Below are 16,316 nucleotides of genomic sequence, written 5' to 3'. Positions count from 1 at the left end.
GGAACCCGGCACGGCTCAGAAGGCGTACTGGCCGATGTTGGACTTGTCGAAGACGGTCGGCTTGCCGAGCACCACCGTGCTGTCCTGGCCGATCGTGAAGGTGCCCATGTCGCCTGCGGTGTACGTCTGGCCGGGGGCGCCGCTGATCTGGCCGGACACCAGCGCGACGGCGGTCAGGCCGGCCAGCGCGCCGAGCTTGGCGGGGTCCCACAGCTCGAAGGACCTGACCGTGCCGTTGGCGACGTAGGCCCGCATGTCGTTGGGGGTGCCCAGGCCGGTGAGCTGGACCCTGCCCTTGTACTTCGAGCCGCTCAGATACTGCGCCGCCGCCTTGATGCCGACCGTGGTCGGGGAGATGATCCCCTTCAGGTTCGGGTACTGCTGGAGCAGCCCCTGGGTCTGCTGGAAGGACTGCTGGGCGTCGTCGTTGCCGTAGGCGACCTTGACCAGCTGGATGTCCTTGTACTCCGGCTTCTTCAGCTCGTCCTTCATGAAGCCGATCCAGGTGTTCTGGTTGGTGGCCGTCTGGGCCGCCGAGAGGATCGCTATCTGGCCCTTGTTGCCGATCTGCTGGGCCATCAGCTGGACCTCGGTGCGGCCCAGGTCCTCGGAGCTGGCCTGCGAGACGAAGACGTCGCGGCAGTTGGCGTCGGTGTCCGAGTCGTAGGTGACGACCTTGACGCCGTTCTTGCGGGCCTGGTTCAGGGCGGTGCACAGCGCACCCGGGTCCTGCGCGGACACCGCGATGGCGTCGACCTGCTGCTGGGTGAGGGTGTTGACGTAGCTGACCTGGCCCGCGGTGTCCGTGCCGCTGCTGGTGCCGACCTCCTTGTACGTCGAGCCGGCCGCCTCGACGGCCTTCTTGCCGCCGCTGTCGGAGCTGGTGAAGTACGGGTTGTTCACCTGTTTGGGCAGGTACGCGATCGTCAGGCCCTTCTTGGCCGGCGCGTGGGGGTCGACCGACGCGGTGGAGGCCGCCGAGGGCGCGGAATTGTCGCCCGCGCTGGACTTCTTGGTGGTCCCGCCGCAGGCGGCGGCCCCCAGCGCGACGATGCTGACGACGGCGACCGCGGCCGCGAGGCGGCGGGCGGGAGCGGTTCTGATGGACATGCGGACTTCCTTTCGCTGCCGCGGCACGGCAGGGGTGACCGGAGATCATCCGGCTGAACGGGTGGGACCGCGGTGGTGCGTACCGGCCGGCGGAGGTCGTGCGGCTGCCGGGGTGCGGGTGTTGTCAGGTGCCGGCGAGGACGGCGGGAGGCGGCGCGGCGGCGGACCTGCGCCGGGCGCGGGCCCTGCCGGCCTGGCGGGCGACCCGCGGGGCGAGGACCGAGACCACCAGCAGGACACCGGTGATCAGGGTCTGGGACTGGGCGGAGACGTTGACCAGGCTCATCACGTTCTGCAGTGCGCCGAGCAGGAAGACACCGGCGACGGCGCCGCCGAGTGTGCCCTTGCCGCCGTCGAAGTCGATGCCGCCGAGCAGCACGCCCGCGATGACGGACAGCTCCAGGCCGGTGGCGTTGTCGTAGCGGGCGCTGGCGTAGTGCAGCGCCCAGAACACGCCGGTCAGCGCGGAGACGGTGCCGGTGGCGACGAACATCGACAGCTTCAGCCGCTTGACCCGCACCCCGGCGAACCGGGCCGCCTCCTGGGAGGCGCCGACCGCGAACAGCGAGCGGCCGACCGGCGTGGCGTGCAGCACCAGCACCGCGACGACCAGCAGGACCGCCCACGGCACCGCGGCCTGCGGGACGAAGGTGCCGCCGATCCGGCCGGAGCCGAAGTCCAGGTACTGCTGCGGGAAGTCGGTCACCGAGTCGGAGCCGAGCACGATCTGCGCGACGCCGCGGTAGGCGGCCAGGGTGCCGATGGTGACGGCGAGCGAGGGCAGCCCGAGCCTGGTCACCAGCAGGCCGTTGACCAGGCCGCAGACGACACCGAGCAGCACGCAGATCGGGATGATCGTCTCGATCGCCATGCCCTCGTTCCACAGCTTGCCCATGACCGCGCCGGCCAGGCCCGCGGTGGAGCCGACCGACAGGTCGATCTCGCCGGACACGACGAGCAGCGTCATGGGCAGCGCGATGAGCGCGATCGGCAGGGTGTTGCCGATCAGGAACGACAGGTTGAGCGCGTTGCCGAAGTTGTCGACGAAGGCGAAGGAGCACACCAGCAGCACGGCCAGCAGGGTGCCCACGGCGGTGTCCCAGCGCAGGGCGTCGCGTGCCCACGGCCGGGGCGCGGTCTTGGTGAGGTCAGTCATGGTGGGCACTCCTTGTCTGTGCGGCCCGCTTGCGGAGCACTGCGGCGACCCGCAGCGCGACCACCCGGTCCACGGCGATGGCCAGCAGCAGGAGGGTGCCGTCGATCGCCTGGACCCAGACGGAGCTGACGCCGATCGAGGGCAGCACGCTGTTGATCGACGTCAGCAGCAGCGCTCCGAGGGCTGCGCCGTAGACGCTGCCGGAGCCGCCGGTGAAGGCGACGCCGCCGACCACGACCGCGCTGACCACGGTCAGTTCGTAGCCGGACCCGGTGCCGGAGTCGACGTTGCCGAACCGCGCGAGGTACAGCGCGCCGGCCAGTCCCGCCAGGGCGCCGCACAGGACGTACGCGGTGAGGACGCGCTTGCGCACGGGTACGCCGGCGAGCCGGGCGGCCTCGGGGCTGGAGCCGAGGGCGTACATGTCCCGGCCGCTGCGGTAGGCGCGCAGGTAGTAGGCGGCGACGACGAGCACCACCGCGGTCAGGACGGCCAGGTACGGCAGTGCGCCGAGGCCGTCGTGCCCGAAGTCGACGAAGCCCGAGGGGAGGTCGGCGGCGGTGATCTGCCGGGAGCCGAACCAGATGGAGTCCAGGCCGCGGATGATGTAGAGGGTGCCGAGCGTGACCACCAGGGCGGGCACCTGGCCGAGGCTGACCAGCAGGCCGTTGACGACGCCGAATCCGGCACCGAGCGCCACCGCGATGAGGACGGCGAGCAGCGGGTCGCCGCCGCCGCGGAGGAATTCGCCGGCCGCGAAGGCGGTGATGCCGAGGGTGGAGCCGACCGAGAGATCGACGTTCCTGGTGATCACCACGGTGGCCTGGCCGACCCCGACGAGCACCAGGATGGTCGCGTTGAGCAGCAGGTCCTTGATGCCCTGCTCGGACAGGAAGGCGCTGTTGTCGAGCTGGGTGGCCAGCAGCATGAGCACCAGGACGACCAGGATGGCCAGTTCCCTGACCTTGAGCACCCGGTCCAGCAGGCCGCCGGCGGCGGCCCGGGAGGGTGCCGCGGCGGGTGCGGGTTTCGCGGTCATGGTCATGCCGCGCTCCTGGCGCGGCCTGTGGCGGCGGCCATCACCGATTCCTCGGTGGCGTCGGCGCGGGGGATCTCGGCGGCCAGCCGGCCTTCGTGCATGACCAGGACGCGGTCGGCCATGCCGAGGATCTCGGGGAGGTCGGAGGAGATCATCAGCACCGCCACACCGTCGGCGGCCAGCCGGGACAGCAGCCGGTGCACCTCGGCCTTGGTGCCGACGTCGATGCCGCGGGTCGGCTCGTCCACGATCAGCACCCGCGGGCCGGTGGCGAGCCACTTGGCCAGCACGACCTTCTGCTGGTTGCCGCCGGACAGCGTGCCGACGACGTCGGCGAGCCGGGCGTACTTCACCTGGAGGCGCACCGCCCAGTCGACGGCCCTGCTGCGTTCCGCGCCGCGGTTCATCAGGCCGGCCCTGCTGGTCCCGCGCAGGCCCGTCAGGTTGATGTTGCGCTCGATGGACATCTCCATCACCAGGCCCTGCGCCCTGCGGTCCTCGGGGACCAGCGCGAGCCCGGCGTTCATCGCCAGGCTCGGGGCGCCGGGCCTGAGCGGCCTGCCGTCGATCCGGACCTCGCCCGCGTCCCAGCGGTCGACCCCGAAGACCGCCCGGGCGACCTCGCTGCGGCCCGCCCCGACCAGCCCGGCGAGGCCGACGATCTCGCCGTGCCGCACGTCGAAGGAGACGTCGGTGAAGACCCCTTCGCGGGTCAGCCGGCTGACGCTGAGCGCGACCTCGCCGACGGCCGTGTCCTGCTTGGGGTACAGCTCGTCCAGGTCGCGGCCGACCATCCGGCGGACCAGTTCGTCCTCGGTGAGCGTGTCGACCGGCTCGCTGGCGATCCAGCCGCCGTCCCGCAGGGTGGTGACGTGCTGGCAGAGCGCGAAGATCTCCTCCAGCCGGTGGGAGATGAACAGGACGGCGGCGCCGTCCGCGCGCAGCGCCTTGACGACGCCGAACAGCCGGGCGACCTCGCTGCCGGTGAGGGCGGCGGTGGGCTCGTCCATGATCAGCACCCGGGCCTCGAAGGACAGCGCCTTGGCGATCTCCACCAGCTGCTGGTCGGCGATGGACAGGCCGCGGGCCGGCCGGTCGGGGTCGAGGTCGACGCCGAGCCGCTGGAAGAGGCCCGCGGCGGCCTTCCTGACCGCCTGGTGGTCGACCCGGCCGAAGGAGCGCCGTGGCTGTCGCCCGACGAAGATGTTCTCGGCGACCGAGAGGTCGGGGAAGAGCGTGGGCTCCTGGTAGATGACGGCCACTCCGGCGTCCCGTGCGTCGGCCGGGCCGTGGAAGACCACCGGGGCGCCGTCGAGCAGTACGGTCCCGGCGTCCGGCCGGTGGACCCCGGCGAGGGTCTTGATCAGAGTCGACTTGCCGGCGCCGTTCTCACCCGCGAGGGCGTGCGCCTCACCCGCGTACAGCTCCAGCGATACGCCGCGCAGCGCCCGTACCGCCCCGAAGGACTTGCTCACCCCCTCCAGCGCGAGTACCGGAGTCCGTTCCGGTGCGGGGTCGGTCATGGTGTCTCCTGAGTCTCCCGGCCGAGGAACAATGAGGGTGAAATGTTTCAATGGAGTTGCCGGGACGGTAGCCCCGGTCCGTGGGGCAGTCAAGGGTTCCGGATCCGATCGGGCCGCAGGACGCCGCTCGTTGGGTCCGTTCGGTGGGTGTGAAGTCGGCGGCGGGCAGGGTATATGACGTCATGACACGATTCAATACCGCGCCGCCGCAGCGGAGCCGCGGCATGCCCGCGCGGCGGCGTTCCGGGCGCCGCGCGGACCCACCGGAACCCCACCGCCACCCCACCGGCCACCCGAGCCCCCGGCGGACCCGCGCATCGGCCCCGGCCGGCCCGGGAGCGGCGCGCCTCATGCCGCCGGGTGCCGGAAGGGGTCGGCCGGCGGCATCCGGGGGCTGCGGACACCGCGATCCGCGACCCGGCCCGAACCGGCCACGTGAACCATTTCATTGCGTCGCGAGTCATTGACAGAAGCAGCACTCGCCATTACGGTGTCCGCTAAATGAAACGATTCACAGAGGTTGCCATGACAGATCTGTCGGCCGTCCGGGCGGCGCTGAAGTCCCAGCGGATCGAGACCCCGTCGTGGGCCTACGGCAACTCCGGCACCCGCTTCAAGGTGTTCCGGCAGGAAGGCGTGCCCCGCGACCCGTACGAGAAGCTGGACGACGCCGCCCAGGTGCAGGCGGCGACCGGCGTGGCACCGGTCGTGGCGCTGCACATACCGTGGGACCGGGTGAACGACTACGCGGCGCTGCGCGCGTACGCCGAGGAGCGCGGCCTGACGCTGGGCGCGATCAACTCCAACGTCTTCCAGGACGACGACTACAAGCTCGGGTCGGTCACCAACCCCGACCCCGCGATACGCCGCAAGGCGCTCGGCCATCTGCTGGAGTGCGTCGACATCATGGACGCCACCGGCTCGCGGGACCTGAAGCTGTGGTTCTCCGACGGCACCAACTACCCGGGCCAGGACGACATCACCGGCCGCCAGGACCGGCTGGCCGAGGCGCTGGCCGCGGTCTACGCGCGGCTGGGCGAGGACCAGCGGATGCTGCTGGAGTACAAGCTCTTCGAGCCGGCCTTCTACGCCACCGACGTCCCCGACTGGGGCACGTCCTACGCGCACTGCCTCAAGCTCGGCCCGAAGGCGCAGGTCGTGGTGGACACCGGGCACCACGCGCCGGGTACCAACATCGAGTTCATCGTCGCCTTCCTGCTGCGCGAGCGGAAGCTCGGCGGCTTCGACTTCAACTCGCGCTTCTACGCCGACGACGACCTGATGGTGGGCTCGGCCGACCCCTTCCAGCTCTTCCGGATCCTGCACGAGGTGGTCAGGAACGGCGGTCTGCGGCCCGAGACGGGCGTGGCCTTCATGCTCGACCAGTGCCACAACATCGAGGCGAAGATCCCGGCGATCATCCGCTCGGTGATGAACGTCCAGGAGGCCACCGCCAAGGCACTGCTGGTCGACGCGGACGCGCTGGCCGCCGCGCAGCGGTCGGGCGACGTGCTGGAGGCCAACGCGGTGCTGATGGACGCGTACAACACCGACGTACGCCCGCTGCTGGCCTCGGTGCGCGAGGAGCAGGGCCTGCACCCCGACCCGATGGCCGCCTACCGCGCCTCCGGCTGGCAGCAGCAGATCGTGGCCGGCCGGGTCGGCGGCGAGCAGGCCGGCTGGGGTGCCTGAGCCGTCCGCCGGGCCGGGCCCGCCCGACGGCTTGAGCCGCCTGACGGCCCGGAGCACGTGAGCTGTCCGGCGGCGCCGGGCACGTGAGCCGCGCGCCGGCCCCGGCGCTCGATCCGACCCGAGCCGCCTCCGGCCCGGGCGCCCGGCCGCCCGACCACACCCGTACGAAGCAACGGCACACCGACACCACCCGGCCCAGAACCGCAAAGGACTCCGCCCATGGCTTCCGTCCCCCACCCCGAGCAGAGCACGGTCAGCGAGCTGCTGGAGCGCTCGAACCGGCTGGGCTCGGACCCGCGCAACACCAACTACGCCGGGGGCAACACCTCCGCCAAGGGCAGCGCGCCCGACCCCGTCACCGGCGCCGACACCGAGCTGATGTGGGTCAAGGGCTCGGGCGGCGACCTGGGCACCCTGACCGGGCCGGGCCTCGCCGTGCTGCGGCTCGACCGGCTGCGGGCACTCACCGAGGTCTACCCGGGGGTGGAGCGCGAGGACGAGATGGTCGCCGCGTTCGACTACTGCCTGCACGGCAAGGGCGGCGCCGCGCCCTCCATCGACACCGCCATGCACGGCCTGGTCGACGCCCCGCACGTCGACCACCTGCACCCCGACTCCGGCATCGCGCTGGCCTGCGCCGCCGACGGCGAGAAGCTCACCGCCGCATGCTTCGGCGACACCGTGGTCTGGGTGCCCTGGCGACGCCCCGGCTTCCAGCTCGGGCTGGACATCGCCGCCGTCAAGCAGGCCAACCCGCAGGCAGTCGGCTGCGTCCTGGGCGGCCATGGCATCACCGCCTGGGGCGAGACCTCGCAGGAGTGCGAGCGCAACGCGCTGCACATCATCCGCACCGCGGAGGCCTTCCTCGCCGAGCACGGGCGCCCCGAGCCGTTCGGGCCGGTGCTCGACAGCCAACTGCCGCTGCCGGAGGCCGACCGCCGGGCCAGGGCCGCCGCGCTGGCCCCGCTGATCCGGGCGCTGGCGTCCGCCGACCGCCCGCAGGTCGGCCACTTCACCGACACACCCGAGGTGCTGGACTTCCTCTCCCGCGCCGAGCACCCGCGGCTGGCGGCGCTCGGCACCTCGTGCCCCGACCACTTCCTGCGCACCAAGGTCCGCCCGCTGGTCCTGGACCTGCCGCCCGGCGCCCCGCTGGAGCAGGCCGCCGCCCGGCTGCGCGAACTGCACGCCGACTACCGCACCGCCTACGCCGCCTACTACGAGCGGCACGCCTCGCCCGACTCGCCCCCGATGCGCGGCGCTGACCCGGCGATCGTGCTGGTCCCCGGCATCGGCATGTTCAGCTTCGGCAAGGACAAGCAGACCGCCCGGGTGGCGGGCGAGTTCTACCTCAACGCGATCAACGTGATGCGCGGCGCCGAGGCGGTCTCCACCTACCGGCCCATCGAGGAGTCGGAGAAGTTCCGGATCGAATACTGGGAGCTGGAGGAGGCCAAGCTGCGGCGGATGCCCGCGCCGAAGCCGCTGGCCACCAGGATCGCGCTGGTCACCGGTGCCGGATCCGGCATCGGCCGGGCCATCGCGCACCGGCTGGCCGCCGAGGGCGCCTGCGTCGTCGTCGCCGACCTCGACGGGGCGAAGGCCGAGGCCGTCGCCGAGGAGCTGGGCGGCCCTGACAAGGCCGTCGCGGTGACGGTCGACGTCACCGCGGAGGAGCAGATCGCCGCCGCCTTCGACGCGGCGCTGCTCGCCTTCGGCGGAGTGGATCTCGTGGTCAACAACGCGGGCATCTCCATCTCCAAGCCGCTGCTGGAGACCACGGCAGACGACTGGGACCTCCAGCACCGCATCATGGCCCGCGGCTCCTTCCTGGTCTCCCGGGCGGCGGCCCGCGTGATGATCGAGCAGCGGCTCGGCGGCGACATCGTCTACATCGCCTCCAAGAACGCGGTCTTCGCGGGCCCCGACAACATCGCCTACTCCGCCACCAAGGCCGACCAGGCCCACCAGGTCCGGCTGCTCGCCGCGGAGTTGGGCGAGCACGGCATCCGCGTCAACGGCATCAACCCCGACGGGGTCGTCCGCGGCTCCGGCATCTTCGCGGGCGGCTGGGGCGCGAAGCGCGCCGCGGTCTACGGGGTGGAGGAGGCCGAGCTCGGCGAGTTCTACGCCCAGCGCACGCTGCTCAAGCGGGAGGTGCTGCCCGAGCACGTGGCCAACGCGGTCTTCGCTCTGACCGGGGGCGACCTCACCCACACGACGGGGCTGCACATCCCGGTCGACGCGGGGGTGGCGGCGGCGTTCCTGCGCTGACGCTTATCCGGGGCGCTTGTGCTGAGGCGCTCCCGGCGGGGCGCTCACGGCGGGGGCGGGGCTGGGGCTGGGGCTGGGGCTGGGGGCATCCAGGGGGCGCTGCTTCCGGGGGCAAGCCGTACCCGCCTCCGCCGCCGAGCCGCCCCCGTCCTCCCCGGCCGCCGCTGGCCCCCGTCACCCTGTCCGCCGACCAAGGAATGTCCCGTGACCTCGACCGCACCGCCCGTCTCCGCCGGCCCGTCCGCCTTCGCCGCGGTGGACCTCGGCGCGACGAGCGGCCGGGTGATCGTCGGCCGGGTGGGGCGGGGCGGCCTGGACCTCACCGAGGTCCACCGCTTCCCCAACACCCCGCTCCGGCTGCCCACCGGGCTGCACTGGAATCTGCCCGGCCTCTTCCAGGGCGTGATCGACGGGCTGCGCGAAGCCGCGAAGGCCGGCCCGGTGGCGTCGATCGGCATCGACACCTGGGCGGTGGACTACGGACTGCTCGACGCGGACGGCGCGCTGCTCGGCCTGCCCCACCACTACCGCGACGACCGCACCCGCGGCCTGGCCGAGCGGGTACGCGACCAGGTCGGTGCGCGGCGGCTCTACGGCGTCACCGGCTTGCAGCACCTGCCGTTCAACACCGTCTTCCAACTGGCCGCGGCGCGCGGATCGGCCCAACTCGCCGCCGCCCGGACCCTGTTGCTCGTCCCCGACCTGCTGACGTACTGGCTGACCGGCTCGGTCGGCGCGGAGATCACCAACGCGTCGGCCACCGGGCTGCTCGACGCGCGTACCGGCACCTGGTCGCTGGACATCGCGGCGGCCACCGGGCTCGACCCGGCCCTGCTGCCGCCGCTGCGGGAACCCGGTACGCGGGCCGGCACGCTGCTGCCGTACGTCGCCGCCGCCACGGGCCTGCCCGCCGGTACGCCCGTCGTCGCCGTCGCCTCCCACGACACCGCGTCGGCCGTGGCCGCCGTGCCCGCGACCGGCCCGGGGGCCGCGTACATCTCGTGCGGTACGTGGTCGCTGGCCGGGCTGGAGCTGGACGCGCCGGTCCTCACCGAGGAGTCGCGGGCGGCCAACTTCACCAACGAGCGCGGGATCGACGGCACCGTCCGCTACCTGCGCAACATCATGGGCATGTGGCTGCTTGAGGAGTGCCGGCGCGTCTGGGCCGCCCGGGGCCGGCCGGCCGACCTGGCCTCGCTGCTGGCAGCCGCCGCGCGGACGGAACCGCTCGCGGCACTGATCGACCCGGACGCACCGGAGTTCCTCGCCCCCGACGACATGCCCGCCGCCATCGCCGGGCATTCCTTCCACGCCGGCCCTCACCCGCCGGCCGAGCCCGGCGCGGTGGTCCGCTGCGTACTGGAGAGCCTGGCCTTGGCGCACCGCCGGGTCTTGCGCCGGGCCGCGGAACTCGCCGACCGGGACATCACCCGCGTCCACCTCGTCGGTGGCGGCAGCCGCAACGAACTGCTCTGCCAACTGACCGCCGACGCCACCGGGTTGCCGGTCGTCGCCGGCCCGACCGAGGCCACCGCCGTCGGCAACGTCCTGGTGCAGGCCCGCGCCCACGGCCTGGTCGGCGACCTCGCGCAGACGCGGCAACTCGTCGCCGACACGCAGCAGTTGCGCCACTACCGACCGCAGGGCGACAGCCGGGCGTGGGATGCCGCCGAGGCCCGGCTCACCTCCGGGTCCCGCCGCCCGCTCGCCCCGGGGACCGGCCGGTGAGCCTCCGGCCGCGCCCCGCCACCCCGGAGGGCGCGACAGCGGGCGCGGGCGGGCGTCGCGGTGCCGCAGACCTACGAGCCGAGGTCAGGCGGGTGGAATGTGACCCTAGGATGGCTCGATGAGCAATGAACGCGAACTCGATCAGACGGATCGCGACATCTTGTTCCATCTCCAGCAGGACGGGCGGCTGACCAATGTCGAGCTGGCGCGCCGGGTCGGCCTGACGCCGCCGCCGTGTCTGCGGCGGGTCAAACGGCTGGAAGAGGCCGGGGTGATCACCGGCTACCGGGCCCGTATCAGCCCCGAGGCCGCGGGGCTCGGCCTTGAGGTGATCGTCTCGATCGAGGTCTCGGTGAGCGACCTCAAAACGCTGGAAGGGCTGGAGACGACCATCGCCGCGTACGAGGAAGTCGTCGAATTCCGCCGGCTGTTCGGCACCCCCGACTACCACCTGCGGGTCCTGGTCGCCGACTACGCGGCGTACGAGGCCTTCCAGACCGGGAAGATCATCGGCATTCCGGGCGTCGCGCGGGTGATCTCGCAGCCGACGATGAAGAAGATCAAGGTCACCGACTGAACCCCGTATCTGTGCCGCCGCGCGTGGGCGCCGCCGTCCGCGCGGAAGAGCGAGGACGACGACGTGGCGCCGAGGGCTGTCCCGGCGCCGGGTGCGCTAGTCGAGTACGAGAGCGCTGAGTTCGGCGACCTCCGGCAGGGCGGACAGGGTCTCCAGCACGCGCGGTGCCGGGTTGGTCAGGTAGAGCAGCACCCGGGCGTCGGGGTAGTCGGGTTCGGCGAGGCAGCCGTCGTCGTCCTCCCAGTTGGCCTCGACGGTGAGCCGGTCGAAGTCCGTGCCGCGGAGCAGGCAGTAGGCACCGCCCGCGTAGGAGCTGTCGCGGACCTCGCACTCGGCGCCGAGTGCCAGGGCGATTGCCGGGCCGATGTCGGCGGGCGTGCCGGTGGCGGAGCCGAACACGTAGTACCTGTGGGTCACTTGTGGTTCCTTGTCCTTGCTGTTGCCCGGTACGGGCGCACCGCGTACCGGAGTCGAAAGGGTGACCGTATCTCCTCGTCGCCTACGAACGGCTTTGTCGCGATCGGCCGGGTGTTCAGCGCCACCGGTACGGCGGCGTACGGCCGTTTCGCCCAGCGGGCCGCGGACTGACCGGTCCGGGCGTCAGCGGGGTGTCGGCAGCTGTCCGGCGCCGTCTTCCGCGGGGCGCGCCATGGCGCCCGGGTCGGGCAGTGGGCCGAGGTGCCGGGCGACGCGCTCGCGCAGCAGCAGATAGTCGTCCCAGCGGCGCGGCAGCGGTCCCGGCGGGCGGGCGACGACCCGGGCGGCGGTGACGCGCTGGCCGCGCCGGAACTGTTCGAGCGTCACATCGAGCTGTATGCCGCTCGGCAGCGCATTCCACCAGTGGAAGCCGTGCTGTTCACCGGCCAGTTGGACCTCGCCGAGCATGAGGTCGCCGCCGAAGAGGTCGTGGACCAGCAGGGCGCTGATGTCGCAGTGGCCCCAGGCGGGATTTTCCGGCCGCCACTCGTCCTGGTCGTCGGGCGAACAGGTGTCGGCGGCCCATGACGCGCGCAGCGCCCTGTCGAGGTCCAGCAGATTCCAGGTGGTCATACGTGCAGCCTCGCACCCGCCACTGACAATGCCGGGTTCAGCTGTGGGGAGCGGGCGGCGGCGCAGGACTCGCCCCACCGCCCCACCGCCCCGGGGTCAGGGCAGCGGTCGCAGGCTGTCCGGGGTGAGGTCGGCCAGGCTCGGGTAACCGTCGACGGCCATGATCAGGTCGGCTTCGGCGAGCACCGACCTCAGTACGTGGACGATGCCGTCGGTGCCGCCCAGCGCGCAGCCGTACGCGTACGGACGGCCGATGCCGACCGCCGTCGCCCCCAGCGCCAGCGCCTTGACCAGGTCCGCGCCCGACCGCACGCCGGAGTCGAACAGGACCGGCAGCCCGTCGGCCGCGGCGACGACGTCGGGGAGCACGGTCAGTGCGGGCAGTCCGCCGTTGGCCTGGCGGCCCCCGTGGTTGGAGCAGTAGATGCCGTCGACGCCGCCGTCCTTGGCGCGGCGCGCGTCGTCCGGGTGGCAGATGCCCTTCACGATCAGCGGCAGTGTCGTCACCGACCGCAGCCAGGTGAGGTCGTCCCAGGTCAGGGCGTTGCCGAAGAGCTGGGTCCAGAGCAGTACGGCCCCTTGCGGGTCGTCCTGCGGGTGCTTGCCGAGCAGTCGGTGGAAGACCGGGTCGGTGAAGTAGTTGGCCAGGCAGTGGCCGCGCAGCTGGGGGAAATTACCGGTCGCCAGGTCGCGCGGGCGCCAGCCGGTGACCCAGGTGTCGAGGGCGACCACGATCGCCGTGTAGCCCGCGCGCTCCGCCCGGTGGATCAGGCTTTCCGCCAGGTCGCGGTCGGTGGGCGTGTAGAGCTGGAAGAAACCGGGGGTGCCGCCCAGCTCCGGCGCGACATCCTCCATCGGGTCGACGCTCAGAATCGAGGCGACCATCGGCACGCCGGTCCTGGCCGCGGCCCGTGCGGTGGCGAGGTCGCCGTGCCCGTCCTGCGCGCACAGGCCGATCACCCCGACCGGCGCCATGAACAGCGGCGCGGGCCAGGTCGTGCCGAACAGCTCGACGGACAGGTCCCGCTCCCGGGCCCCGACGAACATCCGCGGGTAGACGCCCCAGCGGGCGAACGCCTCGACGTTCGCCCGCTGTGTGGCCTCGTCCCCCGCGCCGCCCGCGACGTACGACAGCAGCGACGGTGGCATCGCCGCGGCTGCGCGGGCCTCCAGCTCGCTGAACGTCATCGGCAGGTCCGGCAGTACACCGCCGAGGGCGCGGAGATAGATGTCGTTCTGGTAGTTCCCGAACGCCGTGGACAGGTGCGGTCGTTGCTCGTCGCTCATCAGGCGTCGTCCTCGTGTTCGGGCGGGTGGGCGCGGTTCATTGCGCAGGATAGATGTCCCCGGCCGCCATCATGCTTTCCTGGTCGCTGTCCGACTCCAATTGCCGCGCTTCCCGCTGGAGCCGGGTGCGCTCGTCGGCGTCGCCGGCGCGGTCGGCGTCGGTCGCGAGCCTGTGCGCCTCGTCGCGGAGCTGCTGCACGTGGCGGTGCGACGCTTCTGTCGATGTCATGGCGGGACCTCGCTCCCTGCGTAGGGCTCTCGCTTCCAGCGAAGCAGGGTGTGCCGCTGCCGTCCACATTTGCCCGCGGCGCCTCAGAGCCTGGGCACATCGTGGCTGGTCAGGCCGTTCCCGGTGTCGTGGGCTGTGTGCGGGACGGGACGCGTACCCAGTCCGGCAGCAGGACAGTCTTGCCGTGGACATGGCCGGCCATGCTCCCGTCGATCGCTGCCGACGCCGCGCGCGAGGGGTACGTACGCGAGACGGGTACCTGAAGGCGCCTCTGCCATCCGGCCGACCGGATGAAGGTCACCGGCGGGGCGTGGTGGCCCGGGCGGCGGTGGCCAGGGAGGTCTGGAGGCGGCGGGCCGCGTCGACGTGGTCGCCGGTCCAGATGATGCGGACCGCCGTCGCGGTGGCGCGGCCCCGCTCGTCGCGCAGGTCGCGGCGTACGGCAGCGGCCAGGCGGCCCTCGGCCGCGCGGTCGGCCGGGAGGGGCTCGGGCACGGGGTGACGGCCGCCGAGGCCGTCCGCGAGGCCGTGGTACCAGGCCGAGACCCGGTCGGCGCTGGAGAGCAGTTCCGAGCGCGCCGCGGCCCGCTCGGAATCGCTGTGCAGGTCGCCGGCGCGCTGCCACATGCCGAGCACCGCGTCGGCGGCGAGCCGCAGGCCGACCACGCCCGTGACCAGCGTGGTCATCTCCGCGAGCGGCACCGGCTTGGGTCCGCGCTCGGACAGGTAGCTGCGGAAGGCGTCGTCGAGCCGCCGGGCCGCCGCGGCGGCCTGCCGCCCGGCCTCCAGCGGCGCCGCGGCCGGTTCCGGGCCCGCGGTGCAGCAGCCCACCGCGAAGTCCACGGCTCCCGCCAGATAGTCCGCGCTGTCGGCGTACGCCTCCGCCATCGCCTCACCGACGGCCGCCGAGGCGCCGCGCGGCCAGAAGAACAGTCCGACCACGATGCTGACCAGGCAGCCGAGCGCGATGTCCTCGACCCGGAAGAGGCCGACCCGCCAGTCGGGAACCTGGCCGATGTTGAAGAGGATCACCAGGGTCACGGTGAAGGCGGCCTGGCCCGCGGCGAAGGAGATCGCGGCGGGCGCGATGCCGGCGACCAGCACGGCGAGCGGCAGCAGGAACCACAGCAGGACGGAGTTGTGGCCGATGAGTTGCAGCAGCCCGGCTCCCACGATGGAGCCGACGACCGTGCCTGCCAGCCCGCGTACCGCGTTCTGGCCGGTGTTCAGGGCGTTGGAGCGCAGCACGGACAGGGCGCCGAGCACCACCCAGAAGGAGTGCTGGACGCTGGTCACGTCGGTGATGGCCACGGCGAGGCCGAGCCCCACCGCGCCGCGCACGCTGTTGTGCAGCCACACCGAGCGCGGGTCGAGGTGCGCGGCGGCGCGCTCGCGGGCGGCGGTGAGCGGCGGTACGAGGCCGCCGGGTTCGCGGCCGAGCAGCCGGTCGGCCCAGCCGCGCCTTTCCGCGGCGGCGGCGAGGTCGACGTTGGCGGCGATCTGCAGGACGGCGAAGCTCAGCTCCTGCGCGCGGAAGGACACGTCGAGGGAGCCGAGGAAGTCGGTGACGTCCTGGTCCTGGCCGAGGTCGGACGAGGCGCGCTGCACCGGCAGCCGGTCGGTGGCGTCGCGCTCCATGTCGTCCAGGGCCTTGCGCAGCGCCTCGGCGGCGGCCCCCAGCGGCGCGGGGTCGGTGTGCCGGCCCTCCAGCAGGTCCGCGGCCTCGTCGAGGGTGTGCGCGGCGGCCTGTTTGACCAGGCAGGGCGCTGTCACCCGGCGGTGGGCGGCGTCCTGCGGTGTGCCGCTGTGCGCCACGATCGCGGTGAGCCAGGTGAGTTCGTCGACCAGCCGGACCAGGGCGCGGGCACCGGTGGACAGGCCGGTGGGGCGGTAGGGCGTGGAGTCGAAGGCACGGCGCAGCCCGGCTCCGGCGTCGGCGGCACCGGTGGCGGCGGCCAGGCAGTCCGCGGGGCTGGGCGCGTCGGGGCCGAGCACCAGGGCGGCGTCGACACGCAGCCGTACGGCGACCGCGCGGCAGACCGCGGCGGCGGGTGCGCCGAGCGGGTCGGTGGAGGGGCGCGGCCACAGCAGGGTGACGGCGAGCATCGAGGCGGCGGTGGCGAGCCCCGCGCCGGCCAGCCGGTCGGGCAGCGCGGACAGCGGTGCGGCCAGCGACACCGGCAGGATGAAGCCGAGCAGCAGCGCGGTCGTGGCGCCGGCCAGCACGGAGCTGACGATGCCGGAGAAGAGCACCAGGAAGCCGACCACGACCATGGTCGCCACGCCGAGCCAGGTCACCCGGGAGACCGCGGTGCCCAGGCAGATCAGCACCGCCCAGGCCACGGCGAGGGCGGCGTGCGCGCGCAGCCGCTGCACGACAGGCCCGGTGAAGTCGACCAGCAGCAGCATCGAGAACGCGCCGAAGGCGGCGAAGCTCGCCATCACGGGCGAGCCGACGGCCTTGCTGCACAGGGCGAACAGCGCGGGCATCACGATGGCGCCGCGGGCGGCCCTGCGGGTGGCGGCCAGGCCCGGGTCCTTGGCCCGCAGCCAGGCCGGCAGCGCCCGCAGCCGGTGGCGGACGCCGCTCGGAGCGGGAGGCGGGGTGTCCATGGGGGCGTTCCTCCGGTCGGCCGGGCGGGGGTGCCGGG

General features: G+C 72.9%; 13 protein-coding genes. 4 read left to right on the top strand and 9 right to left on the bottom strand.

The genetic code is table 11. The annotated features are described in order from the left end of the window. Positions 1 to 15 precede the first annotated feature (15 nt). The 4 genes from rhaS to OHA86_RS34060 all read right to left on the bottom strand — a co-directional run bounded on the left by rhaS (position 16) and on the right by OHA86_RS34060 (position 4,828). The gene (rhaS, locus tag OHA86_RS34075; protein ID WP_443071937.1) at positions 16 to 1,110 is read right to left on the bottom strand and encodes a rhamnose ABC transporter substrate-binding protein; all 1,095 of its coding nucleotides are present in this window, start codon (positions 1,108 to 1,110) and stop codon (positions 16 to 18) included. A gap of 124 nt (positions 1,111 to 1,234) precedes the next feature. Next, a complete protein-coding gene (locus tag OHA86_RS34070) occupies positions 1,235 to 2,266 on the bottom strand; it encodes an ABC transporter permease (RefSeq protein ID WP_329181585.1) in 1,032 nt (343 codons plus the stop codon). Continuing rightward, a complete protein-coding gene (locus tag OHA86_RS34065; RefSeq protein WP_329181583.1) occupies positions 2,259 to 3,311 on the bottom strand; it encodes an ABC transporter permease in 1,053 nt (350 codons plus the stop codon). The genes OHA86_RS34070 and OHA86_RS34065 overlap by 8 nt, the downstream gene beginning before the upstream one ends. Then, a complete protein-coding gene (locus tag OHA86_RS34060; protein ID WP_329181581.1) occupies positions 3,308 to 4,828 on the bottom strand; it encodes a sugar ABC transporter ATP-binding protein in 1,521 nt (506 codons plus the stop codon). The genes OHA86_RS34065 and OHA86_RS34060 overlap by 4 nt, the downstream gene beginning before the upstream one ends. Positions 4,829 to 5,353: 525 nt before the next feature. On the opposite strand from OHA86_RS34060, the gene rhaI reads away from it, so the two are divergent. The 4 genes from rhaI (at position 5,354) to OHA86_RS34040 (ending at position 11,099) form a co-directional block, all read left to right on the top strand. Continuing rightward, the gene (rhaI, locus tag OHA86_RS34055; RefSeq protein ID WP_329181580.1) at positions 5,354 to 6,520 is read left to right on the top strand and encodes an L-rhamnose isomerase; all 1,167 of its coding nucleotides are present in this window, start codon (positions 5,354 to 5,356) and stop codon (positions 6,518 to 6,520) included. Between the two features lie 219 nt (positions 6,521 to 6,739). After that, on the top strand, positions 6,740 to 8,794 hold the full coding sequence (locus tag OHA86_RS34050) for a bifunctional aldolase/short-chain dehydrogenase (protein WP_329181579.1): 2,055 nt from the start codon (positions 6,740 to 6,742) through the stop codon (positions 8,792 to 8,794). 204 nt (positions 8,795 to 8,998) lie between these two features. After that, on the top strand, positions 8,999 to 10,522 hold the full coding sequence (locus tag OHA86_RS34045) for a rhamnulokinase (protein WP_329181578.1): 1,524 nt from the start codon (positions 8,999 to 9,001) through the stop codon (positions 10,520 to 10,522). A 118-nt stretch (positions 10,523 to 10,640) separates the two neighbouring features. Beyond that, complete coding sequence (locus OHA86_RS34040) at positions 10,641 to 11,099, top strand: Lrp/AsnC family transcriptional regulator (RefSeq protein ID WP_329181576.1); 459 nt, start codon at positions 10,641 to 10,643, stop codon at positions 11,097 to 11,099. A gap of 96 nt (positions 11,100 to 11,195) precedes the next feature. On the opposite strand, the gene OHA86_RS34035 is transcribed toward OHA86_RS34040, so the two are convergent. The 5 genes from OHA86_RS34035 to OHA86_RS34015 form a co-directional block, all read right to left on the bottom strand. Next, positions 11,196 to 11,516, bottom strand: coding sequence for a hypothetical protein (locus tag OHA86_RS34035; protein WP_329181574.1), 321 nt, complete (start codon positions 11,514 to 11,516; stop codon positions 11,196 to 11,198). Positions 11,517 to 11,699: 183 nt separating this feature from the next. Continuing rightward, on the bottom strand, positions 11,700 to 12,149 hold the full coding sequence (locus OHA86_RS34030) for a YunG family protein (RefSeq protein WP_329181572.1): 450 nt from the start codon (positions 12,147 to 12,149) through the stop codon (positions 11,700 to 11,702). A 96-nt stretch (positions 12,150 to 12,245) separates the two neighbouring features. Further along, positions 12,246 to 13,436, bottom strand: a complete 1,191-nt coding sequence (locus tag OHA86_RS34025; RefSeq protein ID WP_329181570.1) for an alpha-hydroxy-acid oxidizing protein — start codon at positions 13,434 to 13,436, stop codon at positions 12,246 to 12,248. 37 nt (positions 13,437 to 13,473) lie between these two features. Beyond that, positions 13,474 to 13,665, bottom strand: coding sequence for a DUF6381 family protein (locus tag OHA86_RS34020; RefSeq protein ID WP_329181568.1), 192 nt, complete (start codon positions 13,663 to 13,665; stop codon positions 13,474 to 13,476). Between the two features lie 297 nt (positions 13,666 to 13,962). Beyond that, the gene (locus OHA86_RS34015; RefSeq protein ID WP_329181566.1) at positions 13,963 to 16,278 is read right to left on the bottom strand and encodes an FUSC family protein; all 2,316 of its coding nucleotides are present in this window, start codon (positions 16,276 to 16,278) and stop codon (positions 13,963 to 13,965) included. Positions 16,279 to 16,316: the final 38 nt, after the last annotated feature.

Origin of the sequence: Streptomyces sp. NBC_01477, assembly GCF_036227245.1 — a bacterium.
Taxonomy (GTDB): domain Bacteria; phylum Actinomycetota; class Actinomycetes; order Streptomycetales; family Streptomycetaceae; genus Actinacidiphila.
The sequence above is the reverse complement of the archived record's forward strand: the minus strand, read 5'-3'. Positions and strand labels throughout refer to the sequence as shown.